Annotated in this window: 18 protein-coding genes and 2 tRNA genes; 8 read left to right on the top strand and 12 right to left on the bottom strand. The window is 40.3% G+C overall.

The features are described from left to right. The first annotated feature begins 18 nt into the window (after positions 1 to 18). Positions 19 to 174, top strand: coding sequence for a hypothetical protein (locus HWQ43_RS09555; protein ID WP_292732403.1), 156 nt, complete (start codon positions 19 to 21; stop codon positions 172 to 174). 86 nt (positions 175 to 260) lie between these two features. On the opposite strand, the gene HWQ43_RS09550 is transcribed toward HWQ43_RS09555, so the two are convergent. The 10 genes from HWQ43_RS09550 to HWQ43_RS09505 all read right to left on the bottom strand — a co-directional run bounded on the left by HWQ43_RS09550 (position 261) and on the right by HWQ43_RS09505 (position 13561). Next, entirely contained in the window at positions 261 to 1142 is an 882-nt protein-coding gene (locus tag HWQ43_RS09550) for a DUF5677 domain-containing protein (RefSeq protein WP_292732401.1), read from the bottom strand. A 166-nt stretch (positions 1143 to 1308) separates the two neighbouring features. Beyond that, positions 1309 to 2262, bottom strand: a complete 954-nt coding sequence (gene ppk2 / locus HWQ43_RS09545) for a polyphosphate kinase 2 (RefSeq protein WP_292732399.1) — start codon at positions 2260 to 2262, stop codon at positions 1309 to 1311. Between the two features lie 154 nt (positions 2263 to 2416). Beyond that, a complete protein-coding gene (locus HWQ43_RS09540; protein WP_292732397.1) occupies positions 2417 to 7339 on the bottom strand; it encodes a DUF4011 domain-containing protein in 4923 nt (1640 codons plus the stop codon). 72 nt (positions 7340 to 7411) lie between these two features. Beyond that, positions 7412 to 8935 (bottom strand): slipin family protein, encoded by a 1524-nt coding sequence (locus HWQ43_RS09535; protein ID WP_292732565.1) that lies wholly within the window; start codon positions 8933 to 8935, stop codon positions 7412 to 7414. Between the two features lie 616 nt (positions 8936 to 9551). After that, positions 9552 to 9626, bottom strand: a tRNA-Met gene (locus tag HWQ43_RS09530). Continuing rightward, a tRNA-Met gene (locus HWQ43_RS09525) sits at positions 9626 to 9701 on the bottom strand. Before HWQ43_RS09525 ends, HWQ43_RS09530 begins: the two co-directional genes overlap by 1 nt. Positions 9702 to 10041: 340 nt before the next feature. Continuing rightward, a complete protein-coding gene (locus HWQ43_RS09520) occupies positions 10042 to 10536 on the bottom strand; it encodes a COP23 domain-containing protein (protein ID WP_292732395.1) in 495 nt (164 codons plus the stop codon). 282 nt (positions 10537 to 10818) lie between these two features. Further along, positions 10819 to 11076 carry a hypothetical protein gene (locus HWQ43_RS09515; RefSeq protein WP_292732393.1) on the bottom strand — a complete coding sequence of 86 codons (258 nt, stop codon included), beginning with the start codon at positions 11074 to 11076 and terminating at the stop codon, positions 10819 to 10821. Positions 11077 to 11266: 190 nt separating this feature from the next. Then, positions 11267 to 12850, bottom strand: coding sequence for an NAD(P)/FAD-dependent oxidoreductase (locus HWQ43_RS09510; protein WP_292732392.1), 1584 nt, complete (start codon positions 12848 to 12850; stop codon positions 11267 to 11269). 132 nt (positions 12851 to 12982) lie between these two features. Then, on the bottom strand, positions 12983 to 13561 hold the full coding sequence (locus HWQ43_RS09505; protein WP_292732390.1) for a hypothetical protein: 579 nt from the start codon (positions 13559 to 13561) through the stop codon (positions 12983 to 12985). 234 nt (positions 13562 to 13795) lie between these two features. Here HWQ43_RS09505 and HWQ43_RS09500 point away from each other — a divergent pair, with 234 nt between their 5' ends. From HWQ43_RS09500 to HWQ43_RS09490, 3 genes are all read left to right on the top strand, one after another. Next, entirely contained in the window at positions 13796 to 14449 is a 654-nt protein-coding gene (locus HWQ43_RS09500; RefSeq protein WP_292732388.1) for a TraX family protein, read from the top strand. Between the two features lie 696 nt (positions 14450 to 15145). Continuing rightward, on the top strand, positions 15146 to 16105 hold the full coding sequence (locus tag HWQ43_RS09495) for an orange carotenoid protein N-terminal domain-containing protein (RefSeq protein WP_292732386.1): 960 nt from the start codon (positions 15146 to 15148) through the stop codon (positions 16103 to 16105). Between the two features lie 895 nt (positions 16106 to 17000). After that, positions 17001 to 17426 (top strand): hypothetical protein, encoded by a 426-nt coding sequence (locus HWQ43_RS09490; protein ID WP_292732384.1) that lies wholly within the window; start codon positions 17001 to 17003, stop codon positions 17424 to 17426. Between the two features lie 139 nt (positions 17427 to 17565). Here HWQ43_RS09490 and HWQ43_RS09485 read toward each other — a convergent pair whose 3' ends face one another. After that, positions 17566 to 18450 carry a glycoside hydrolase family 75 protein gene (locus HWQ43_RS09485; protein WP_292732382.1) on the bottom strand — a complete coding sequence of 295 codons (885 nt, stop codon included), beginning with the start codon at positions 18448 to 18450 and terminating at the stop codon, positions 17566 to 17568. Positions 18451 to 18891: 441 nt separating this feature from the next. Between HWQ43_RS09485 and HWQ43_RS09480 the strand changes: the two genes are divergently transcribed. After that, positions 18892 to 21099: an ATP-binding protein gene (locus HWQ43_RS09480; RefSeq protein ID WP_292732380.1), complete on the top strand. Its 2208-nt coding sequence runs from the start codon at positions 18892 to 18894 to the stop codon at positions 21097 to 21099. Positions 21100 to 21527: 428 nt separating this feature from the next. Further along, entirely contained in the window at positions 21528 to 22175 is a 648-nt protein-coding gene (locus tag HWQ43_RS09475; RefSeq protein ID WP_292732378.1) for a methyltransferase domain-containing protein, read from the top strand. Positions 22176 to 22229: 54 nt separating this feature from the next. On the opposite strand, the gene HWQ43_RS09470 is transcribed toward HWQ43_RS09475, so the two are convergent. Then, the gene (locus tag HWQ43_RS09470; RefSeq protein WP_292732376.1) at positions 22230 to 23027 is read right to left on the bottom strand and encodes a dienelactone hydrolase family protein; all 798 of its coding nucleotides are present in this window, start codon (positions 23025 to 23027) and stop codon (positions 22230 to 22232) included. 318 nt (positions 23028 to 23345) lie between these two features. Between HWQ43_RS09470 and HWQ43_RS09465 the strand changes: the two genes are divergently transcribed. Both HWQ43_RS09465 and HWQ43_RS09460 read left to right on the top strand, forming a co-directional pair. Beyond that, the gene (locus HWQ43_RS09465) at positions 23346 to 23885 is read left to right on the top strand and encodes a DUF2267 domain-containing protein (RefSeq protein WP_292732374.1); all 540 of its coding nucleotides are present in this window, start codon (positions 23346 to 23348) and stop codon (positions 23883 to 23885) included. Between the two features lie 216 nt (positions 23886 to 24101). Beyond that, complete coding sequence (locus HWQ43_RS09460) at positions 24102 to 24626, top strand: Uma2 family endonuclease (RefSeq protein ID WP_292732372.1); 525 nt, start codon at positions 24102 to 24104, stop codon at positions 24624 to 24626. The last annotated feature ends 61 nt before the right edge of the window (positions 24627 to 24687 follow it).

Raw genomic sequence — 24687 nt, 5'->3', positions numbered from 1 at the left:
CATATTTAGAGATTGTGTGTGAGATGGATAAGAACTAGACTATTGTTGCGATCGCCCTCACTCAACAATAAACTAGGCGATGTCTACGACGGGCTGTTCGGTGTCGCATTAAACCGTCCAATCCTCAATCAACAATCCGTGTACTTTGCCCAAATCCCGATGATTGCACGTTGATTAAAACTACTTTACGAGATAGTGCGTAGGCGCAGCCCGTCGTAGACATCGCAATCATGTGTCAACGAAATTGAAGCACATAACAATTAGGTGTATGGCTTCAAATAGCAACGCTCACGCCGACTCAAATGATCAGTTAGTTCAGTGAGCCTATTTTGTATATCATTTGGTAAACTGTAAAACTGATTTGGAAACTCCATTAGAGTTAGAAATCGCTTGCATAGCTTCATACTTTGACGGCACTCATATTTGATTTCTTTGACTTCAACTAATGCTTCAAAAGTTAATGACTCACTTAAAATTAGTGTACTTATGTAAAGGGCAAAAAACCTAGCCTGCAAAGTGTTTGAGGCTTTCCAATAGGAATAATGTATGTCATGATCCTCTCGATAATTGCCAGAAGCAACCATATTAGGGTGAGTATGCTCACTCAGGAATGGAAACATGATTGTATGAATTGCTTGATCATACTTATACTTGCTTCGAGAAACTAAAGTTGATATACCTACACCATAGGGTAAAGTTTCGCCAGTTTCAGTATCTATAACTTGATTTGATAACTTTCGTCCTTTTTGAGAAACTGAGTGCTGTAAGCGCCCTGTATAAAGACCAATTTTTTTATGCACAAAATCGTCTATATTCTCTGGATTTTGGATCACATATATGATGTGCAGATAGTTTTCATAGACGCTACGTAATAAGCTCATCGCATCTTCAGGTAGTTGATTCTCAAGGAGAATTGATACAGCTATCAAACTTTTACATGCTTTGGTAAAACAGTAAAATACATAATCATGTACAACATACTCTTGAGAAAAATCATTCTCCTTAATTGCGTCAACTGTGCCATATGCAAAAACAATACTTTGACAAAGTTTAATTTGTTCATTGAGCCTTCGCTTGAAAGCTGTTAATAATCTGAGTAGTGCTGTTTTTTTACGTATATTTGACGAGTCTGTGTCAGTCATTAGGTCTAACTTAAAAAGTGTTGTAAGAAGAATTTATTATCAAAATTCGGATTCTCCACAGGAGTCGGTGTCTATGCAACACCCATAGATAACGTTTGCACAAAGCTTTCGACTTCTCGCTATATTCAATTATTAGTGAGAAGTTGCTACACAAAAGTGATGTTGCCTAATACACTTGAGGGACAAAAAACTGCTCATTGCGGGGAGCGCGAACATAATCCTCAGCCACAGGTCTAGACGGAAGCTCTAAGGGAGGCGGGGTCATATCTTCGTAAGGAACTTTGCTCAACAAATGATGAATGCAGTTGAGCCGCGCCCGTCTTTTATTATCTGCTTCAATGGTAAACCAGGGAGCTTCTGGAATATTTGTGTAAGCAAACATGGTATCTTTTGCTTTGGAGTATTCTACCCAGCGATCGCGTGATTCTAAATCCATTGGGCTGAGTTTCCAGCGCCTTGCTGGATCGTGACTGCGAGAGAGAAAGCGTTCCTCTTGTTCATCATCGCTGACGGAGAACCAGTACTTGATTAAAACAATGCCCGAACGCACCAGCATTCGTTCAAATTCCGGGCAAGATTGCATGAATTCTTGATATTCTGCTTCAGTACAAAAACCCATCACCTTTTCAACTCCGGCTCGGTTGTACCAACTGCGATCGAAGAGGACAATTTCGCCTGCTGTCGGCAGATGTTGCACGTAACGCTGAAAATACCACTGAGTTTTCTCGCGATCAGAGGGGGTTCCCAGTGCAACTACACGACAGCCACGAGGATTGAGTGGATCGGCAATGCGTTTAATTACTCCTCCTTTGCCGGCTGCATCGCGCCCTTCAAATATGACGACAACCCGATAGCCAGTGTGCTTAATCCAGTATTGCATTTTGACTAGCTCAATCTGGAGTTGCTTTAGTTCAGTTTCAAAAGTCTTTTTGGGAATTTTCTTAGCAAAAACTTCTGTGCTACCATCAAAAATCCGTTTGGATTTTTTAGCTTTTTTCTTGTCTTTTGCCTTTACTAGTTTTTCTATTAAGTCTGTAGAGGGTTGAACTAGACCATTATTTTGTTGGTTTTCAACTTCATCAATTGACATTGCAGTGACTCCATGCCATTGAATCGGCATAATTATCTATAAGGTATATATTTTAATGCAAACTGAGTGTAAATATACACCTTTGGAAGTATGGCAATACCAAAGATGTAAAATTTTTATTTTTTAGTTTAATAGCAGAACACAGCAAGACCTATCGAAAAGCGATCGCGGACGAACCTTTTAGCTATTTATTTTGTTGTAGTTGTTTAATTTTTTCTATCAACAGACGAACTTGAACAGGTTTGTTACGAAACCAGTCTGTTGACCAAATGCGGTGAATTTTCCAACCAAGCCTTTCAAGCACCTGTTGTCTGAGGCGATCGCGATCTCTGGCAGTAGGTGAACTATGGTAAGATGCACCATCACACTCAATTCCCAGTAAAAACTCACCAGGGCGATCGCTATTGACTACACCAAGGTCAATTCGGTATCCTGAACATCCAACTTGGGTGCGGATAGTGTATCCCTGCTGGACTAAAGCATGGTAAACATCTTCTTCAAATGGCGAGTCAAAGTGAAGCTTATCTGTGTAAGAGTTGCCTTGCAGTCTTTCTCCACCACTGGCTGCATACTCCAGGTAATCATGCAGTAATTTTACACCTTTACTTTGAGCGCGTGTTTTGTCGATGTCACCAGCCACAATGGAAGAAACGAGTGTAATTTTACTTTTTGCTCGCGTGACAGCGACGTTGAGTCGTCGTTCTCCACCTTGCCGATTCAGGGGGCCAAAGTTGAGAGAAAGTTTACCTTGATCATCACGAGCATACCCAACGCTGAGTATAATGGCATCTCGCTCATCACCCTGAACGTTTTCTAGTGCTTTGAGAAAAAACTGGGGTGAGTTATCACTGCAAAATGTCTCCAGATTGGGGTGATCTTTCCCCAAAATCTCAATTTGCTCCCGAATTGCGTCGGCTTGGGCTTCGCTAAAAGCAATAATACCAAGGGATTGTTCGGGAAATCGTTGAAAATGCTCCAACGCTAACTGAGCAACCACTTCAGCCTCGCGTCGATTATCTCTGCGTTTACCGCGATCGTAAACACCATCAGAAACGTGCTTAAACCAAACTCCCAAATCTGGATTTTGAACTGGATTTGGAAATGTAACTAAATTGTTGCCGTAAAAATGACAGTTGGAGAAAGCAATCAAACGCTCATCCTGACTGCGATAGTGCCATTTCAACAGGTGTGCAAACATAAATTTTGAACATTCATCCAAAACGCTTTCATAGCTTTCATCATCCTCATCATCGATATCTTCTTCACTATCTCCGGTTGAAAAGAATGAAGTGGGAGGAAGCTGTTTATTGTCCCCAATCACAATCACTTGATTTGAACGGATAATTGAAGGAACAACATCCTCAGTCCGAAGCTGAGATGCTTCATCAAAGATGAGAACATCAAAATGAACTACATTTGGATTGATATATTGACTAACAGAAAGTGGACTCATCATCCAGCAAGGCTTTAAGGCTTTGACGAGATTTGGTATTCCTTTTTGTGTATCATTGAGGAGTTTACGGATGGGCAAATGTCGGCTTTTTTTAGTCGCTTCTTTTTTCAAATTTGGTATCTCAGCTAGAGCAAGTGAAGTCTTTTCCCAGTTTTGCCAGCGTTGCACATGAAGCTGCTTTAGACGTTTTCTAGCAGTATCTAGTTGGGTAGAATCTAATTTAGAAAACTCTTTTATTTGTCGTTCGTGTACTTCCAAATTAAAGTTCTTTAATTCAGGCTTTCTGGCAAGAATAGCATCAAGACAGATTTGATAAATTCGCTGTTCTAAAACTGGAAACCATTGCTCTGTTGGGATTTGATTATCACGAAAAGTATCTAAAAACTTATTATTTCCCAGATTTTCGAGTTTCTGGTAAGTTTCTTTATAAGTCAGCCATTCTTGAAAATAAGACAATTCAGATTGAGCCAAGCTTAAGAAGCTTTCTAGCTCGACAAAAGTAATTTGATTACGAGTTAAATAATAATCTGTAATGTCACTTTCATGAAAGTGCGATAAAAGAAAATCTAATCCTTGCCTAATACTCTGATGGGCTGACTCATATTCCTCAACTAATTCAGCCATTCTGCGCCGTTTAGAAGGAGAATTTAGAATGCGCTGGACGGAATCAGCAGAAAGCGAAAACTTTTGTAAGCCAATTAACCAATTTAAAGCTTTTTCAATTTCTTTTAACTCTGCTTCACCACAAACTTCTGGATTAAACAAAGATCCCAAAACCTGACGAGGCTGGTAGTTAATATGACGTAGCCTATTTTGTACAGACTCAAGAGGATTAGGTTTATTGTCGCGCAAAGCATCTAAGAAATCTTGGACTCCTAAATTTTCTAGTTGCTCAAATATTTCTTTATATGTCAACCATTGGCGAAATTCTGGTAAGTCTAATTGAGCTAGATTTAAAAAAGTTGCCAGTTCAGTAAATGAAATTTGATTATGAGGCACATATTGCCCAATAATATCATTCTCATTAAAGTATGAGAATAAGAAATCCATACCCTCTTTAATATCTTCAGGAAAGGATTCAAGTTTCTTAACTAATTGATTCAGTTCACGCCGTCCAGAGGGAGAATTTACAATCTGTTGGGCTGACTCAGCAGGAAGTGAATACTTTTGTAAGCCAGTCAACCAACTTAAAGACTGTTCAATTGCTTTTAATTCTTCTTCACGAGAAACTTCCGGGTTAAATAAAGATCCAAAAATCTGCCGGGCTGGGTAATTACTTTGATATAGCTTGTTTCGTGCGGCTTGTATTTGAACAGCTTGTGTCAAATCACGTTTTAATTCGTTGTGAGAAATCTGTCCCTCTTTAGTGCTTAGTTTCTTCAAAAGTTTGATATCGCGCCTATACTGGGGATTAAAAATTCTAATCAACCAAAAGCGACTATATTTTTGATATCTGTTAGCTAAAGCAGGTAATTCTGAAGAGAATAATTCAGGATTATATTTTTGTTTTAAAATTGTCTCAGTTTCTTCTAGTAACTTAATATCCCCTTTCAACTTACTGAAGGCATCCTGAGCAGTTGAAATATCTAATTCATGCCAATTTTCGGGTAACTTATCTGGAACTTTCAGTATATGCTTAAGAGCAGGAAAGCAAGCTTCTACATTTTCCAAATTTAATAAGGGTTGAATCCTCATAATCATTTGAAGCTGTTGGCTAGCTGTCTGAATCAAAGAAATTGCTTGTTTCAATTTATTGATTTTATTCTTAATTTCTAGCTCTAGAGTCTCAGAGCAAGAGTTTAAAGTACTTTGTGCCCAAATGGTTGTTTTTTCTCCTCTTAAAAATGGGAGATATGAAGAAAGCCGACTCAACAAATTTTCGGCTTCTTGCGAAAGCTTATTCTTTTCAATCTCTTGAACGTCTGTTTGCAGAATAGTGAAAGCATTCTGAGCAATTGCAATATCTACTCCAGTCCAGTTTTCTGGCAGATTTAATGGAGCTTTTCGTATGTAGTCTATAGCTGGATAACATTTATCTAGAGACTCTAAATTCAATAAAGGTTGAACTTGGAGAGTCTCTTGCAATTCTTGATTAATCTTTTGGACTAAAAAAATAGCTTGCTGAAATTGCTCTATTTTCTCCGTAATTTCCAATTCCATCTCATAAGAATAAGAATTTAGAGAACTTTTTGCCCAAATAGTTGTTTTCTCTCCTTTAAAGAAAGGTAAAAATTGCGCCAATTGATTTAATAAATCTTTTGCTTCTTGTAATCTGCTAGGATTCCATTGGCTAAAATTGGAAAATATAACATTAATATTGGGAATTGCTTCGCGCTCTTTTTTCAAAAGCTCACCAAATATCTCAAATGGTGATTTATCTAGAGGTTTTTCTTTAGTGTGTAAACTTGTCAGATATAATTTTAGCGATTGACGACTAGAAACAAGCCGCTCAAAGAATAGATGATTATTTTCTTCACCGTAAATTTGTTTAAGATATTCAATAGTTTTCGATAAATTATTTACAAGCTCCCGCTTATCTGTTGTACCACTGTGATGGAGATTAAGACATATATGGTCTAAACCACATTCAGCCATGCGCTTATAAACTACACTCAGCGCTGTTTCTTTTTCTGCAACTAATAAAACTGATTTGCCATCCCCAATCAGTTCTGCAATCATATTTACAATAGTTTGACTTTTACCTGTTCCTGGTGGCCCTTGAACAACAAAGCTAGAACCAGCTTTTGCTGCTTCAATTACGACTTGCTGGCTAGAGTCAGCATCAAGAATTTGAAATATTCGCTCAGGTTTAACTTGTGAATCTAGAGCAGATGCAGATAGGGGTTCTCTATAATTAGACTGATAAGTAGTTAAATCGCCACTAATAGCTTGCAAAATTGGGTGGTCAAAAATTAGAGCTTCATTTTCGATAATGTCCCGAACCATTGCAGCCTTTGCATAAGAAAATAGAGAGAGAAATACATTCTCTTTAATTTGCCATGTCTTTTGTGCTAACAGTTGGCGAATCTGGGTAATTAATTCGCTATAAGTTTTTCCTTGTACTGCTTCTCCCTCTGGAAGCTCAATCCCAAAAGTTTGCTTTAACTTTTGTGTCAGGGTTGGATTTAATACAACATCTTCATCTAATAGAGATATTTTATAAACATCTCGTCTAGGTTCTTTAATTAACTCTACAGGTACTAAAATTAGTGGTGACAACAGAGCATCATCTGGCTTATCTTTGTCATACCAAGTCAAGGTTCCAAACGCGAGAAATAGGCTGTTTACCCCTCTTTCTTCAAATGAGCGTCGCGCCTCAAGACGCAATTTATTTATCCGCTTTAGTTGCTCATCTCCTCTTTGACGAGTAATTAATTCGAGAGGATTTTTTTCTCCTGATAATGCTTTAGGTTTTTTCTCCTGATTAATATCTTGATGTTCGCTCTCAATCATTAGAAAACGAAGCGATTTTTTCTCTTCTGTTAACTTTGTAAAGATAAAATCTGGTTCTTCTGTCAGAATTTCTAAAGTTCGAGGACTATCTTGCCGAAACTTGATGAGAGGATTTCGTCGTCCTAAGTCAGCCAGCCCAGCTTTCCACTTTTCAATTTTTTGAGCAAGGTTTTGTTGAGAGTCTGAAGCTGACTGTCGCATACTCGCTTTTCTCGTAAATAGACCTACTGTTATTATACTGGCCTTTTCCTGTGCGAGTATTTACCCCGATCGCTACGGATTCATCCGAATCAAGTCTGTCAAAATACTATCCAAGCTGCCGTTAACTTGAATTCGATCGATCTTTTCTGCAATCCGCTCTAATACTTCGAGTTCCTTCAAACGCAATGCGACGGGGTTATCCTCCATCACTTTGGCAGTGTTTAGCATACTGCGGGTAGCAGCCGTTTCTTCTCTACGTCTGACTACGTTGGCTTGAGCGGCTTTTTCTGCCTCGACTACTTTGCTCAAGATAGTCTTAATCTCACCAGGTAAAATAATATCTTTGACACCAACAGAATCAACTTCAATTCCATAGTCTGCTGCTTTCTGGCGAATATATTCAGAGATACTTCTATCAATTGCACCTTTATCTTCTAATAAACCATCTAAGTTGCGTTCGCCGACTGCACCACGCAAAGCAAATTGTAATTCTTTGTACAAGAAGCCGGAAATATCTGATAACCCGTTTTTTGCCCTCAATGGGTCTTGGATACGGTAGCCAGCTGTCAAGTTTAACCGCAGAGGTACTTTATCTTTAGAGAGGATGTCTTGACCGGATACTTCCATATTTTGTAGTCGCAGGTCGATGGCTTCTGTTTGAAAAGAGCGGCCAAATAACCACCAAGCGTGTACTCCTGGCGATCGCTGTCCTTGAAATTCTTGATTAATGTATACTAGTCCAACGTGTTGTGCAGGCACTTGGCAAATATGCAAACAGTTGCGACTGAGCAATTTCACCTCTGTTGAACCCTCAACCAACTCAGCCACTAAGTTAGGCTGTAACTGAGCATCTGCGTTGATGTCGAGAATTTCCACTTCAACACCCTGCCAAAACAACTTGCGGCTGGTGGGTGGCAAAATAGAAATTACTTTCCCTCGATAGCGCACAATTGCAACTTGCGAAGTCTGTAATTGCACGGGTTCACAGTAGGCAGCAATAAAGTCGGGATGTTTTTCAATGAGTACATCTTCCAGGGGAAAGTCTGGGTTAGGGATAATCCGGCTCAGAATTCGGACTGTAACATCTCTATCTACCGACCAAAAAGCATACTCTCCTGGTTCTAGAGGTCGCACAAAATTATTTTGCAGATATAGTAAACCAATCTCATACTCTGAGATTTGGAACTTTTTCAGTCCATTCAATGCAACTGAGCGCAATTGCTGTACAAAGGAAGCAGGCAATTCTAAGCTTTCTTCTAAGTTGAATAGATGAGACTCTACCTCAATAAAACCACGCCAAAAAGCAATCAATTTATTTGGTGCAACGCTTACCCAATTCTGACCGTAGCGGACTAACGCAACTTGATTGAATGCGGTTCTGATAATCAATAAATGTTCTTGTAGTTCGGCTTCATGATTTCGCAATAACAGTTCTAGGTTTTCAATTTGAGCTAGTGGCTGATTTAGGTCATAAATTTTTACTTGCCAATGGCGACCAAAATATGTGTGTGTACCGGGCTGCAAAATTTTCTTAAAGTCACTGCGGTGATATAAGATGCCGATTTCGTTAGGTTTGAGATAAAACGTTTGCCACATAGTGATTTGCATAAATAATTTGTGTGATAGTTTAAGTAAGCTAGGCGATGCCTGCGGCGGGCGTAGCCCGCAACTAGCTAAGAAGATTTGCTCAAGACATTTATAACCTTCCTTGAACTCAAATACCACTCATTTTCTTACAGCTTAAATACTAGAGTTCTTGGAGGTTGCAACCTTGTGGAAAAAGCCTAAAGGATTAATTTTAGCTGCTTGTATTACTGTATATTACAAAATTTTTAACTCTGCAAGTGCAAGTGTTTACAGTTTAGGTGTGGGCAAAAGATTCTCCAAAGCTGGATTAAGATTGCTGTTACTTTTCTCAAACTGCTCTATGGCAATCTAGAAAAAAGAACCGCGCTCAAATATGCCGTTCATTTGCCAATCCAGAATCCCGAAGAAAAACTAGATGTAGAAAACGAAGGGACATACTCAAGTTAGGAAGAAATGCAGTTGCGCTTACTCCTTAACTGTGGCTACCGAACATTACCCTTACGAGTGATGACCGACAGCAAAACACTTGCACGCAGAGTTGAGAAAATGAGGGGTCTCGAATCTGTTAAGATCCGTACCATATTGGCTACCTTGGAAGGGTATTGTCTTTTAACCCGGACAGGGTTGGGTGAAAGTATAGGAATCGAACCTACAACACATCGATTATGAGTCGATTGCTCTACCAGTGAGCTAACTTCCTGGAGTTTGATACAGGACTCGAACCTGTGACTAATCGATTATGAGTCGATTGCTCTGCCAACTGAGCTAATCAAACGATGGTATAGTTTAAAGTACTCGGCGGTATACGCTGATACTAGAGGTTGGCGCACCAGTTAGGCTTATGAAACCTAAACTATAGCTTTGTAACTTTAATTACTATCCCGCTTCAAATCTAGCATAGGAAAAACTATCTGTGGTAGCGGCACAACAATGCTTGCGCGTGTTAAACGAAAGCCGGGGCGAATGGAATTCGCGGCTACACAAAAAAAGTCCGCCTTCGCGGACTAAAGAAAAATTGAGTGTTTGAAACCCACGGAGGTGGGTAAAGCCTCGTGTAGACGCGGTTTATAACCGCCCTTTTCATGTTAAGTTGACTTACCTGGAAATAGCTGTATTTATTCTTTGGGAATTCCTAGATGTTCTCTCAAATCAACGTAAGGTGTTCTATTGCTTTTACTGAGGGGTTGGTGCCAAGCTAGGAGATTATTTAGCGCTTGCACACCATCTTCATTGGGTTTGAGGGTCAATATCAAGTTTTCACAGCGTCCACTGACTTGATTTGCGGTGCAAATCACATTTTGCCCATTCATTTTACCGACAGTAATAAACCTCAAGTTTCTGTTGCGGCGATAAGTTTCCAAGCGTTGGCTTACTTCTTGACAGCGCGTCAGTTTATTGTAGCCAGCGTCTTTGAAGTAATTAGAAGTCCAGCGAACCCAAGGCTCAATAACACCTTTAGGATTTTTGTACACCGTCACAGGTTTGTTTCCTGATGTGTCACAATAAAATCCTCGCCTACTTTCGGCTTGACTTGGCTGATTGATGGTTGCAGTCGCACCGAGAGCGATCGCACCTGCAACCAAAACATTTGTCAATGATGCCAATTTCATGAGTATCTCTCAAATCTTGAGTAAAAAGTTTTTATTTGCCTTGCATTTAACACTCTCCCTACTAAAAATAGAGAGATAATATAACGTGAGTTCGACAAGTCTTATTTGACCTCTCCCCCAGCCCCTCTCCGACACGGAGAGGGGAGCAAAAAGCTGAATTTTTCGTTGCTCCTCCCTTTCCGTTTCGGAGAGGGAGGTTGGGAGGGAGAGGTTCATCGAACTCACGTTAATATAAGAAGATTTAACTTCTTATATTCCAATTGCTTAGAGTTTCAGGCATTTTTACTTGTATATATAATGAGCCGCAACCCACTTGCGACCATGATTTGTTTTTTCCCAATGTGCAGGAACTAACACTTTCTTTTTCACTGGTGGTGTATAACGCTTAATTTGTGGTGGTTTTTTTGCGATTATTTGAGCAGGTCTATTAGGACTATGGGGATTAACAATAACCTGTGATGCTGACGCTTGCGAAGGAATGGAAGTAACAGCAAATGGTAAAAGAAGCACTGCACCAGCAAGAATTTGTTTGATATTCATGACTAAATTTCCTTTGGTAAATTGTATGATTAAAGTTCTGGAAACCTTAATCTGGTTGATGTCTCATGTTTATAAGGATATGATTTCAAACAGCTATACACTAGTGATAAAAGTAACTAGTTAAATTATGACTTAAGTAATATCTCATGTCTGGGTTTATCAATGTCATATACTCATAAAGCTTTCTCTGTCACCTTCTCATGATGGTTGTCATAATCTTAAAAAAGCCGAATGCTCCATTTAAAACACCTGCTGTTTTCACTCCACCCATCATCGCTCCCATAATGCCGAGTGAAAGTGTATCGACGCCGGTCAGGTATAGATTTTTAATTGGTGTTCTAGCCCCGATCCAGGATTGATCCAGGCGTTCAGGAATACAGGGAATGCCGAAGATAGCACCGCGATCGCTAGCATCAAAGTGTTCCACCGTCAGTGGAGTCGAGAGTTCGGCATACTCAATCAAATCCTGAAAGCCAGGATAGTGGCGCTCCACTAACTGAATCAGGGATTGGGTAATTTGGGCTTTCAGTTCAGTGTAATCCGCGCCTCGCCGTCGCCAGGATTGTTCCTGCCACTGCGAAAAGAAATCATAGTCAACGTAGGCAATGATTTCTGCCGTATGCCCCTCAGCTAATGGATCTTTCAGCGATGGAAATGAGAGATAGCAGAATTTAGGTAAATTATCAGCAGAGATGGGTGGATCTTGGACAATTGCGTCGTGGTTATAGGTCGTGTAAATCCAATGGTTCTCACCCTGAAACCCTAGTTGCTGTGGACTCTCTTTTAACCCTAAATATACCGTCACCATACTGTTACTTTTTGGAAACGCTTGAATTTTCTGGCGCTCTGCCAGCGGGTAGTTGGGTGGAATCAGCTTCACATAAGTATTGAAGGCTCCGGCATCAGACACCACAATAGGTGCAAAGTACGTTTCCAGGTCTGCCTTGGCATGTGCTGTATCTTGGGCTTTCACTCCTACTGCCACCCCGGATTCCAACAAGATTTCTGTGACTCGGCGTTGGGTGATGACGACACCACCCCCTTGTTCAATCACGGGAATAATGGCTTGCGCGATCGCCTTTGCCCCACCCACAGGATACCAGCCGCCCTTAAAATAATGGGTAACAATCGCACCATGAATGCCAAAGCAACTTTGGGATGGCGGTAAGCCATAATTTCCCCACTGGGAAGCCAGTAATGCTTTGAGTTGGGCATCTTGAAAATGTCTGTTCAAATAATGCTGGGTCGTTTGTCTAGCAATGGCCCCAAAATGACGAACAAACCGCCTGAGTAGAGGATGCAGCAATACCGGAAATAGCTCCAACATTGAATGCGCCCCAAACCAAAATGCCGCTTTCTGGACATCCTTAAAGTACCGCCGAATGGCTGTCTGCTCGCGAGGAAAGCGCTGGATTAGATCAGACTGAAAGCGATTGGGGTCAGAATAAACCTCAAAGGTGAAGTTCGGGTAGACAAATTTTTCAAACGGATCGGGCATCTTGTGCCAATTCAAATTGCCATTGGTGAGATAGTCAAACACAGCTTTGCCAGTGCCTCCATCTCCCATATTTCCAACATAGTGCAGCCCCACATCCCAAAGAAATTTTCCCTTGCGCTCAAAGGTATGAGTGAATCCCCCAGGGGTGAAATGCTGTTCTAACACTAAAACGCTTTTGTGATAAAGCTTAGATAGGAGCGCGGCAACCGTCAACCCACCAATTCCAGAGCCAATCACAATTGCATCAAACCGCTGCTGTCGAGTTGTTGTTAGCATAGTTCCTCTCACAAAATATTGAAAGCAGGAGTATTATTAATTTGCCCCAACTCCGCAAAAAATAAGTAGCTCAAAGTCTACGATGAGCTACACGCTTGAATTTGATAGATGCTTACAATTCCTTGTTGTAGCTCAGTCTGGAAAAGCTAAACCAGTCATGGGGTCACGAATATACAACCCTAATGTGAGACTACGCATCGCTTCATCCCAAACGGGTATTAGTTGTTCTGCTTGGTCTGCCCAATAATCGAATGTAATTAAGCATTGAACATTCGACCCCAAACCAATGCAAGTCCGCGAAAAAGCTTCCCGTGGTTCTTCTTGAGTGTCAATGAACTTCATTTCTGTCCAGACAATTCTGGCGGTTTGACGCTTGACGGTAATAATTTCTCCTTTAGAAATGATGTTGCGGCTGTCGTCTTCCAGGACTTTCTTCAAGGTGGATTTTAGCGGAAACTGGCTCCAGTCGTTGGGTGGCAGGCGATTAAAAGATACTTCTAAGCAGCAATCATCGTTAGGTGGTTTTTTATCGAGGAACTTGAAAGATTTTTCTTGCGGCTCAAAAACCCAACTTTGGGGAACATTCAAGCGAACAGCGCCTCTATCTGCAACAAAAATTTTGTAGCCTGATGGAGATTCCCAGCGATGGTCAGGTTTTAGTTCAAGCGTTTCTTTTATCCACTGAAGATTACTTTTTTTACGCTTTGCCATAGTGTTTCTGCATTTTATGCTGAAGAGGGCGTCACCGATAGCGTAGCGTAAAGCCTTTGGCGTAGCTTGCTTCTCCGTAGGAGTACGCTTAGAGCGACGCTGGAGCGTCACAGCCCGTCGTAAGACATTGCCCTTTTTGTTAATGTTATCAAATTGCTAGTATTTTGAATAACTCTTATATTAAATAAAATTTTCGGGATTTTATATCAAGGAATCCAAGGTAACTGTAACGTTGTGATTAAAGTTTCAGCTTTTAACATTAAAATCTTAGCAGCAGTATTCATGGTTATGGATCATGTGTGCTATTTGCTAATGCCAGAGTTGGTAATCTTGCACTTGTTAGGGCGATTGAGCTTTCCCCTCTTTGCATGGCTTCTGGCTGAAGGCGAAAAACATACCCGTAATGTACACCGCTATGGGGGGAGACTATTAATTGCAGCAATAATATCTCAGCCAATCTATAGTATTGTTTTCCAGAGCTTATCACTTAATATTCTGTTCACGCTTCTTTTGGGACTTGTGATGTTGCGCTTAGTAAAGCGTTACCCAGAATTATGGCAGCAATTAATAATTATTGGCTTGTGTGCAGCAGTTGCCGAGGGCTTGGGCGTTGAATATGGAACTTATGGGATTGGAGTAATTTTCTTGATGTCCCTAATGGACAAACTCAAACCCAAAGTATGGTTGCTCTACTGGTGCATTTTTCACTTTTTTATTTTAGTAATCCTATCCATGCTTAATATATTTCAAGGTTGGGCAATTCTTGCGGGATTCATTGTTTTTCAATTTAATGGTCAACAAGGTTCGCGAGCTAGATGGTTCTATCTCTTCTACCCGGCTCATTTGATAATTTTAGGTATAATTAATTATTTAATTCACTCTAGGTAAGATTGACTGACTATATTGCCCTACAGATAACCTCAAAACAATTGGCTTCACGAATTGAGGCAAAGCATCCCCTAACTAAACGGCGATCGCAAATAAAATAAATTTTTATTTAACCTAGTATCCGACCCTTTAAAATCAATAAGGGCTGGCGGTGACGCGCATAAGAATTTTGCTAACATCCATGTCATCAGGTTGTTCGATTGCATCTGCGATCGCTCAAGCAATAGCCTCTGGTGGAATATAAATCTGGCAGAAATCCTGCATCCCCCGATGTGCCTCACTATCCGAAATACTATCGGCCAGTTTTAAACAAAGTTGAGCAATTGAGCAATTGTATTTTTATTGCTAAAAAGGTCTAAAATGCAGATACATTTATCTATATAGATAGATACTATATACCCACATATCTTTCTTTAGGAAGATATATTCTTCCAAATAAAACTTTTATTAAACTATGAATTTGAAAAAATAGTGGATATACATTTTCTTCAATGATATTCATCAGATAAATATTCTAAAGCTTAGTCTTTTGTTAACGTTTAGCAGTTATGATGCCATAGTGAATGATAATAATTCGGATTTGGATATCTAGAGATAATTGTGTCATCCAAGAAAAATGCTCTAGATTTATTCCCTAAGCTGCAAAATTGTAGCTGAAAGCAACTACTGAATAGCTAAATCTTTAAGGTAATAAGCATGAGTTATACTATCGATTCCGCACGCAATATTTTCTCTAGCACTCAAGTGGCAGATGCTGTTCCAGCTACTACAGCAATGTTTGCTAAACTCAACATTGAGGATCAACTAGCATTTCTTTGGTATGCCTACGCTGAAATCGGTCGTACAATTACTCCAGCTGCTCCCGGAAAAGCTAATCTCCAATTAATGGAAGGTATATTCAACGATATTAAGCGGATGTCTCATGAAGAGCAAACGCAATTAATGAGTGATTTAGCGAGTAATGCTGATACCCCTATTAGCCGTTCCTATGCATACTTTGGTGTCAATGCCAAGCTGGGATTCTGGTGGCAGTTAGGAGAGTGGATGAAAGAGGGTATCGTTGCTCCTATGCCAGTTGGCTATCAAATGTCAACTCAAGTTAAAGCAGTGCTAGAAGCTGTTCAGAGAATCGATCAGAGTCAGCAAATTACTGTACTACGCAATACTGTAGTAAATATGGGCTTCGATCCGTCTGTGGCTGATAACAAACAGGCAGAAGTCATAAACTTTAAGTTTCCACGTACATCCCTAAGTCCCCAATTTACTATTGAGGGAGTTACAGAACCGACAGTGCTGAAATACATTGAAGCGATGAATGCAGATAACTTTGAAGCTGCTGTTGCTTTATTTGCTAATAATGGTGCGCTGCAACCACCTTTCCAAAAACCAATTGTTGGTCGAGAAGCTATTACTTCCTACCTAAGAGATGAGGGACAAGGGTTAGTAATGAAGCCAACCAAAGGCGTTTCGGAAACTATCGAAGATGGTTATACACAGCATAAAATTACTGGTACGGTCGAAACCCCTTGGTTTGGAGGTAATGTTGGGATGAACATTGCTTGGCGATTTTTACTCGATCCTCAAGGTCAAATTTACTTCGTGGCTATTGACTTACTTGCTTCTCCAAAAGAACTGCTAAACTTAACTCGCAAGTAAAATTTCTTTGCTTTCTTAAATTGCGTTTCTCTAAGATGATGTTTTAAAAGGGTTTTTTGCTCTCATAGTTAGGAAAGTATTGCATCTTAGTACATAGTTAAAACCTTAATTTGGCGTTGTACTTAACCCACGCAGAACTGCAAAATTATAACTTTTAGGGCTTTTAAAACATCTTCTAAGAGGTTGTTTGAAAAGTAGTTGGCTGTATCTTTGCACTTATTGATCCCCCCTAACCCCCCTTAAAAAGGGGGGAACTGGAATCAAAGTCCCCCTTTATAAGGGGGATTTAGGGGGATCTAAAAGGATTTGATACATCACTAAGAACTTTTCAAACATCCTCTAAGCGTCATGACGATCATCAAATAAAATTTCAATCCATGCTTGGTTCACCTAAAACCGAGCTTTAGTCATGTTTTAGCAATTTCTACCAGTTGTTTGGATTGCTCCCTTGAGGCACTATGTTTTGCGATCACACTACCATCACAACGATCAAAACTAGTCATTGCAGCGCAAAAATATAGATAAAGTCAAATTTAGTTAGCAAAATAAGCTTTTACTTACTCAAAAGCAGCTTTTACTTTCTCATTTTGGTGTTTTCCGCAAGTCAAATGAGCTTTTACTTACTCAAAATGAGCTTTTGCTTTCTCATTTTAGTGTTTTCCGCAAGCAAAAGCAGCTTTTACTTACTCATTTTGGTGTTTTCCGCAAGCAAAAGCAGCTTTTACTTTCTCAAACCCCAGTTTGCTTTCTCATTTCAGTATTTCGCGCATTCATGACAAATATCGCGCTTGTAGCAAAAACCATTGCAGATTTGCCAGAATTCTCTCAGGCTGAACTATACGTAAGCCTTTTAAGGTAAAGAATATTAACCGTACTGTATTACAAGGTGCAGATCGTGGCTCGTAGAAAAAGAACTTCCCTAATGTTAGAAAGAGCAGTGCGTCGTGCGGCTAGCATAAACTCTATTGATCCGAATTTAGATTTAGGCAATGGACTCACTTTACCTGCCTTCTCAACCCTGATCGAAACGATGCGAACTAGAGAAAATGCCTACAACACTGCTCTTTCTACTTTGGATAAATTATATCGTGAGATGCTAGAAACAGAGAGCGAGTTGGGAGATATGACAGAACACATGCTAATGGCAGTGGGGACTCGATATGGCAAAAGCAGTGTGGAGTACGGGATGGCGGGAGGAGTTCCTAAAAATCAGCGTCGTAAGGGACTGCGAGGGGAGTCGCCAACTCTCAATGATGAGCAACCGTCATTCGTTGCCAGTGTGGAGAGCAAGAATGGAAAGAAACCAGTAGCAACAACTTAGAATATGCTATTCTACTCAGAATTTTTTCAAGCAAAAATGATTGCGTAGACGCATTCGCAAAGCGTCTTGTAGACATCGCTCTCCGAAAAAGAGACGTAGCAGTGCTACGTCTCTACTGCAACTAAATTTGCATACACTTTTATAGAGACTTTATCCGTTCTACGCCACCCCATATTTCAAAGAATCGTTTAGTTTCAGCTTCTATCTCTGAAATTGTTCTTGGCTGTCCATTCCCAGAACCCGGAAAAACAATATAAACGATATCCTTGGGAATTCCTCGCCTGACTCTTGATTGTACTAATGGATCGTTTCCCAGAGCCTGAGACAAAGCTATTGAACCCTCTCCAATCTGGTTTTTAGGCCCAACATCAGCATAAATTGCAAAAGCAAGTTTTTCATTGTTAGTGTTGTAAACAACTACAAAATCTCCTAATTTAACCCCTGTAGCCTTTCTAAAATCACCATTTCCCGGAAGAACAATATACGGAATCTTTGTTGAATCAACATAGCGACGTGGATTTTGTTTAACAAATCCAGAGTCAAATAATGCAGTTGTAGAAATATAGTATCCAGGATATGGATCAGTACTGCCTTGAATAAATGGATTGCCATTTTTATCTACAGCGAGTGCCCACCAGTTATCTGAATACCCAGCATTTGCCAAAAAATCAATCCCCCTATCTGCGGGGTGATAAGCATTAGGCGCACCATCAGCATTAATGCTCATCCCTGCTTCATAGAAAAATGCAGATTCTCCATTTGCCTGGAGAATGGGAATTTCACCAATTTTAAGCACAGTCTTGATAGAAAATTTTGTGACTGGACTCAGGAATTTTTGAGCGACAAAACCTTCTAAAGTTTTTCCTTCAAGAATAGTTGCAACCCTCCACCACTTTTCATGATCCGAATTTTTAATTTTAGATACAATACATCCTTTTGGAAGAGCTGCTATTTGATTAGCTTCATCAATAATCGGTGCTGAACGTATATTCAAACTATCTGATGTTACTTGAAATTGCTGCATAAATTACTCCCAATTTAAAAGTTGAACTCATGGAATTAATAAAAAAACAAATTTTGTGCTAATGCTATTATTAATATCTAGAACATCTCAAACTCTGATTTTTTTGTGTCACGCCAGCAGCGACAATTGGGAGTCAGCCAGTTGGGCGGGCAATGCCTGATTTCCCTGTGGGGAAACAAGGCAATACAGGTGAAAAAAACCCCGCAACGCGCTCTACATCTAAATGTCACTTACTAAATCGCTGGATTTAGATCCCTGACTTTTTACAGACACCCGGAGGGTAGAAGTTGGGAATTTGGGCAGCAATTTTTGCTTGAGGAAGTAACATTCCACCCTATAGACGCTTTTGACTTGACAAAAAAATTTAAAAAAAGGTGAGTATGCGAACATCTTGGGAACTATAAAAGCAAATCAAATCAGCACAATTTTTAGCTTCCAGCAATGAAGACTCCCTATTTCAGAAAAGCTAAGGCGTTCCCATTACAGATTGTTCTTATTGTTCCCTTCCTTATCCAAATTTTTGCAGCGGTCAGTTTAGTGGGTTATTTGTCTTTTAAAAATGGACAAAGAGCAGTTAACGACCTAGCCGAACAGTTGATAGATCGCACCAGCGATCTAGTGGACGAGCATCTGAAGTCTTATCTTTCCATTCCGCAAACCCTTAATCAGATCAACGCAGATGCTATTCGTAGGGGACTATTGGATGTGGGCATAGGCAAAGCCAGCCGTAGGCATCGCCAAACCCTTGGCAAGTATTTCTGGGATCAGATGCAGGCTTATGACCTAACTTATATTGGTATTGGACTAACGACAGGTGAGGGGCTAGGAGCTGCTCGTTATGATGGCAAAACTATTACCATTGATGATTGGACTGCCAAGCTTCCCAATAATACTTCCACTTATGCCACAGATAATCAAGGTAATCGAACTCAAATAAATACTCGATGGACTTGGAACAATTTTACTGAATCTTGGTATACCCAACCCATCGCTGCTGGTAAACCTATTTGGGCAAAGATTGTGACTGCAAATTTTCCAACGGGGCCTTACATCAGCGCCTCTGCTAGTCGTCCGATTTACGATTCGCAAAATCGCTTATTAGGAATGATTGCAACAGACATTCACCTACTAAAACTCAGCAATTTTTTACGCAGTTTGGATATTAGTCAGTCTGGGCAGGTGTTCCTTTTGGAGCGGGATGGCACATTAATTGCCAGTTCCGGTACAGAGAAGCCTTTTGTCGTGGTTAATCAAGAGATCCGGCGATTGCGAGCGAGTGACAGTTCTGACCCAATAATCCAGAACGTTGCCAGACATTTCCAAACCTCTGGGTTTGGGTCTATCACCCAAGACACAGATTTTCAACTTCAGGTGGAAGGAAAACGGCATTTTGTAGATATTGTACCTTGGCGTGACAAGTATGGTTTGAATTGGCTGATGGTGGTGAGTGTGCCAGAAAACACATTCATGACCCAAGTTAACGCCAACACGCGCACTACCATCGCCCTTTGTTTTGGCGCATTAGTCCTTGCCTCAGTGATGGGCGTGTTTACCTCTCATTGGATTATCCGCCCGATTTTGCGGCTGAATCAGGCAAGTAAAGCAATGGCATTTGGTAATTTAAGTCAGACAGTAGAAACTAGCGGTATTCGAGAACTTAATACCCTGTCTAACTCTTTCAACCACATGGCAGGACAACTCCATGAATCGTTTACTGCTTTAGAGAAAAGCAAAGAAGAACTAGAAGAACGGGTGGAAGAACGCACTACTGAACTTAAAAATGCATTAGGGGAATTGCAGCGTACTCAATCTCAAGTTATTCAAAGTGAAAAAATGTCTAGTCTGGGACAACTAGTGGCTGGAGTCGCACACGAAATTAATAATCCAGTCAACTTTATTCATGGCAACCTTGCCCATGTGCAGGAATATACCCAGGATTTATTAGCACTGATGCAGTTGTATCAGCAATATAATCCTTACCCTGCTGATGAAATTCAAACGGCTGCTGAAGACATCGATTTAGAGTTTTTGCAGTCAGACTTGCCAAAAATGTTGTCTTCGATGAGAGTAGGCACCGAGCGCATTCGTCAAATAGTACTGTCGCTGCGGAATTTCTCTCGCATTGATGAAGCGGAATTTAAACGCGTCGATATTCATGAAGGCATCGATAGTACTTTGATGATTTTGCAGCACCGCCTTAAAGCTAAACCAGAACAACCTGAAATTGAGGTGATTAAAGACTATGGCGCTGTACCCCTAGTAGAATGCTATGCCGGACAACTCAATCAGGTATTTATGAATATTTTAGTCAATGCGATTGATGCCTTAGAAGAAAATAATGCCAAGCTTACCTATCAGGGGATAGAGAACAATCCTAGTAGAATTAAGATTCGCACATCGATAGTTAATTCAACTTGGTTAGAAGTTGCGATCGCTGATAACGGAGTCGGTATTTCTAAAGAATTTCAGCAACGAATATTCGATCCCTTTTTCACCACCAAACCCATTGGCAAAGGAACCGGAATGGGTATGTCCATCAGCTATCAAATCGTCGCAGAAAAACATGGCGGTAAACTGGAGTGTATCTCAACTCCTGGAAAAGGAACCGAGTTTATCATTCAGATTCCTCTGCGGCTCACGAATGGTTGAACTCTGAATTATGGCTGAGGCTGTGGGGAACAGGAAGATGTAGAGAGTTTTGGATTATACAGCAGATTTTAAGTTGAGGAGGGGTGTACTTCATTGATTTGTCAAGTGCTGTAAGTAACAATACCTTTGCTAATTTACGAAGCTTGAACAATGGTGTTTAGGGGGAATCACTCTGCATTATCGTAACAGTGCCATTGGTGCGATCGCTATTTTTGATAATACACCAACCGCTCTTGTCACCTCGCTGCTATACATATTGTTCGGTCAAAGAATATCAGAGAATATGTCTATTATGAAGTTTTTTTATTGGTAAGAGAATATACAATGAAGTTTTTTTATTGGTAAGAGAATATACAATTTTTGGTCGCTAACAGCTTATACAGTTGAACAGATAGTTCAAATCAGTAGTTCTATTTGTTAAAAAATCTATGCAAATACACCAGGTGATTGAAACCTACGATCGGGGATCGGTGGATTATGACGCAATTATGAAGCGTTACTGGCACATCGAGCGTGAACCATTAATTGCTTCCTTGCAGCTAAAGCCAGGACAAACTGCCCTGGATGCTGCCGTAGGAACTGGTCTTAATCTTCCAGCCTATCCTGAAGGTGTAAGTGTCGTCGGTGTCGATCTTTCTGAGAAGATGATGAATGAAGCACGTAAAAAGTCGATATCCGCAGACATCACTTTCAAGGTATCGGATCTCTGCAATCTTGATTTTCTTGATAATACTTTTGATGCAGCAGGATCGGGATTTACTCTTTGTGTCGTTAGCGATCCAGTCCGCGCCCTTGCAGAGATCCTGCGAGTTACTAAGCCTGGTGCCTTGATTGCCATTCTCGATTACTGCAAATCACAAGATCCAGAGATTCAGAAATGGCAAGAATTAATATCTGATAGTTCTTCACAGCTAGGCTTCCCAACTGGCAAGATCAAGTGGGATGCATTAATGGATTATGACGAATTGATTTACAATAGCAAGCTTCCCATTGAAGTGCTTGCAGACGATCGCATCGAAAGTCAAAACCCGTTTTTGTGTGGTTGTCAATTACTGCTTAAAAACGCAAAAGCTTAAAGACTAAAGTATCGCACTCTTGTTCAATGAGTGCGATATCTACGACAAGCCGGATCACAAGTTGTTTTGAAACAGTTCTAAAACATGTTGCCAAGCATCAGGAGCAGCTTCTGGGTTATAACTTGGGTGCTGGGCTAAAAATGGGTATTGGTCCTTGAAGAATCCAGCGAAAAATCCGTGTCCGGCATCGTATCGAAATACACGATGGTTTATATGATGTTTCTTTAATTCCGCTTCAATTTGCTCGTTTTCTTCTTGGGAAACTAATGCATCTCTTGTACCAAAAAATGCATAAATAGTACCTTTAATTTCCGAGGTGCGATTAATGGTTGGAGTCTCTTCACCATAACTAGCAGTAGTAATCCCGCCACCATAAAACGAAGCTGTGGCTTTGATATCGGGTAAAGTTGCAGCCATATAAGCAACATGACCGCCAAAACAGAAACCAATGACACCGATCGCATCATCTTTGACATTGGGTAAAGTTTTGAGGTAAGTAATGGTAGCTTGAATATCGCTGAATATCTCTTGATATTTTACTTGTTGATAGTACTCCAAACCCAACCGATAGGCTTCTGGACTAAACCCAACATCTTCAGCGCTAAAATCAGCCTCAAAACCGGGAGCAGTACGTTGATACATCGCCGGGGCGATCGCTATATATCCTTCTTTAGCGATTAGTTCGGTGATATCTCGAATATTACTATTGATGCCAAAAATTTCTGGAAAAACTATAACTGCGCCAAAGGTTCCCTTTTGTGCTGGTTCAGCTAAGTAAGCATCGATTTTTAAGCCATTGTTAGGTACTTTGACATAGGAAGTGTGAATTTCAACGTTTGTTGTTTCTACCATCTTTGTTTTGGCTGATTTTATACTAACTCATCTATTTTGACTGTTTTTTGGTACCAATGGGCGATGTTTACAACGAGCAAAAACACTAAGAATATTGCTCTACTCAATAGATATGATATTTTCAGAAATTAAATATGTGTTATCCAGAACCTTTACTGGGGGGTAGTCCTGCTACCTGTATCCATGCAAATCAGATGAATTTCTAACTTTTGAATAAATGGTATCTCAAACTTCTGGATGATACTAAGGGTTTTTGATTTGTGCGACCTTACATAAGGTAAGCATAAAGACTCAAAATTAATAACCACAAGAAAAACAATGCCAGATCAAAGTTTTAGAACAAATATTCCAGAAGTTGACCCAACAGAGATTGAAGATACTCGAACTGCGATCGCTGATGAACATCACTCCTTTCTTGAAAAGGTCATGGTTCGAAGCGGATTTGCAGATTTGTATGACGCAAGAGACTTTACCGAAGTTGTGTATCGCGTTATGCGTGACTTAATGACCGCGGACACAATCGATCGCGTCGAGTCAGAACTGCATACAGAAGCTATACCTACAGATGAAAAAGCACTCCAGTTTGAAGTGGCTGAACTCTGGAAAGACACCAATCCGATTGTGAGATTTTTAAGTAAAATCCGTCAACCTTTAAAAGGCCCGGCTCCCATTGGAATTGATTCCAAGCTATTTTTAACGCGAGTTGCTAATGAAGGAGGGGTTCCAGGATCAGTAGAGGCAGAACAGGCAGTTAAAGCGGTATTTTCTGCTACCAAAGACGAACTTTCCCCAGAGCGGATTCAGGAAATTGCTGGCGCACTGCCGGATTATGTACGTGAGCTTTGGGAGCAAGCTTAATTAGAAGTATAAAAAAGTTAAGTCTGTTTGCGAGTAGCGATCGCAAACAGACTTTTCATATAAAAAGTGAAAACAGAGGTAGCAGTGCTATATATTTAACAAAGGTTTTCAATAAGGCATATTTAATTTTTTGAGATGTCTATTTATTAATTTACAACCTAATCTGTGACAAAATAATATTGTTGTCTTATAGCCAATGCGATCGCTTACAACTATATGATTTCTACCATCTCGCGCCGCTACAGCTTAGATGAATATCGTGCGATCGAAGAAAAAGCCGAAGGACGCAGTGAATATCGAGATGGAGAAATTGTACCCATGCCTGGAGGAACGCTCAAACATAGCCGCATCGGTGGCAATATTTTTGCCTTTCTGAAGTTTTTGCTCCGCGATACTCAATTCGAGCCAATTAACAGCGATTTGCGGCTGTGGATTCCTGAACATCGACGCGGAGTATATCCAGATGTAATGATTTTTGACGGCGAACCGCAACTAAATGGCGATCGTTTAGATGAAGTATTAAATCCCGTGCTGATTGTTGAAGTCTTATCTCCTTCCACCGCAGATTACGACCGACTCAGTAAATTTCGGATGTACCGCTCAATTGAGAGTTTTAGCGAATATTTATTAGTCGAGCAAGATGAACCTTTTGTAGAACGCTATACCAAGCAAGACAAAGGTTGGTTGCTCAGTGATTTTAGTGGCTTAGAGTTATCTATTTCTTTGAACCTATCCCACTAATAATAGTTTGTTAATCCAGATATGAATTGTAGCAAGGTCAATGAATGCGTCAAAGTAAACT

The sequence above is a fragment of the Nostoc sp. JL31 genome, assembly GCF_017114965.1.
GTDB lineage: Bacteria > Cyanobacteriota > Cyanobacteriia > Cyanobacteriales > Nostocaceae > Nostoc > Nostoc punctiforme_A.
Note: the sequence above shows the minus strand (reverse complement) of the source record. Positions and strands in the feature narration are given on the sequence as shown.

What these genes read in the sequence shown, in the direction of transcription:
- HWQ43_RS09510 (WP_292732392.1), bottom strand. Translation starts at nt 12,850, where the DNA reads ATGCTAACAACAACTCGACAGCAGCGGTTTGATGCAATTGTGATTGGC.
- HWQ43_RS09535 (WP_292732565.1), bottom strand. Translation starts at nt 8,935, where the DNA reads ATGTGGCAAACGTTTTATCTCAAACCTAACGAAATCGGCATCTTATAT.
- HWQ43_RS09515 (WP_292732393.1), bottom strand. Translation starts at nt 11,076, where the DNA reads ATGAATATCAAACAAATTCTTGCTGGTGCAGTGCTTCTTTTACCATTT.
- HWQ43_RS09520 (WP_292732395.1), bottom strand. Translation starts at nt 10,536, where the DNA reads ATGAAATTGGCATCATTGACAAATGTTTTGGTTGCAGGTGCGATCGCT.
- HWQ43_RS09485 (WP_292732382.1), bottom strand. Translation starts at nt 18,450, where the DNA reads ATGCAGCAATTTCAAGTAACATCAGATAGTTTGAATATACGTTCAGCA.
- HWQ43_RS09465 (WP_292732374.1), top strand. Translation starts at nt 23,346, where the DNA reads ATGCCAGATCAAAGTTTTAGAACAAATATTCCAGAAGTTGACCCAACA.
- HWQ43_RS09505 (WP_292732390.1), bottom strand. Translation starts at nt 13,561, where the DNA reads ATGGCAAAGCGTAAAAAAAGTAATCTTCAGTGGATAAAAGAAACGCTT.
- HWQ43_RS09550 (WP_292732401.1), bottom strand. Translation starts at nt 1,142, where the DNA reads ATGACTGACACAGACTCGTCAAATATACGTAAAAAAACAGCACTACTC.
- HWQ43_RS09475 (WP_292732378.1), top strand. Translation starts at nt 21,528, where the DNA reads ATGCAAATACACCAGGTGATTGAAACCTACGATCGGGGATCGGTGGAT.
- HWQ43_RS09470 (WP_292732376.1), bottom strand. Translation starts at nt 23,027, where the DNA reads ATGGTAGAAACAACAAACGTTGAAATTCACACTTCCTATGTCAAAGTA.
- HWQ43_RS09460 (WP_292732372.1), top strand. Translation starts at nt 24,102, where the DNA reads ATGATTTCTACCATCTCGCGCCGCTACAGCTTAGATGAATATCGTGCG.
- HWQ43_RS09540 (WP_292732397.1), bottom strand. Translation starts at nt 7,339, where the DNA reads ATGCGACAGTCAGCTTCAGACTCTCAACAAAACCTTGCTCAAAAAATT.
- HWQ43_RS09495 (WP_292732386.1), top strand. Translation starts at nt 15,146, where the DNA reads ATGAGTTATACTATCGATTCCGCACGCAATATTTTCTCTAGCACTCAA.
- ppk2 (WP_292732399.1), bottom strand. Translation starts at nt 2,262, where the DNA reads ATGCCGATTCAATGGCATGGAGTCACTGCAATGTCAATTGATGAAGTT.
- HWQ43_RS09480 (WP_292732380.1), top strand. Translation starts at nt 18,892, where the DNA reads ATGAAGACTCCCTATTTCAGAAAAGCTAAGGCGTTCCCATTACAGATT.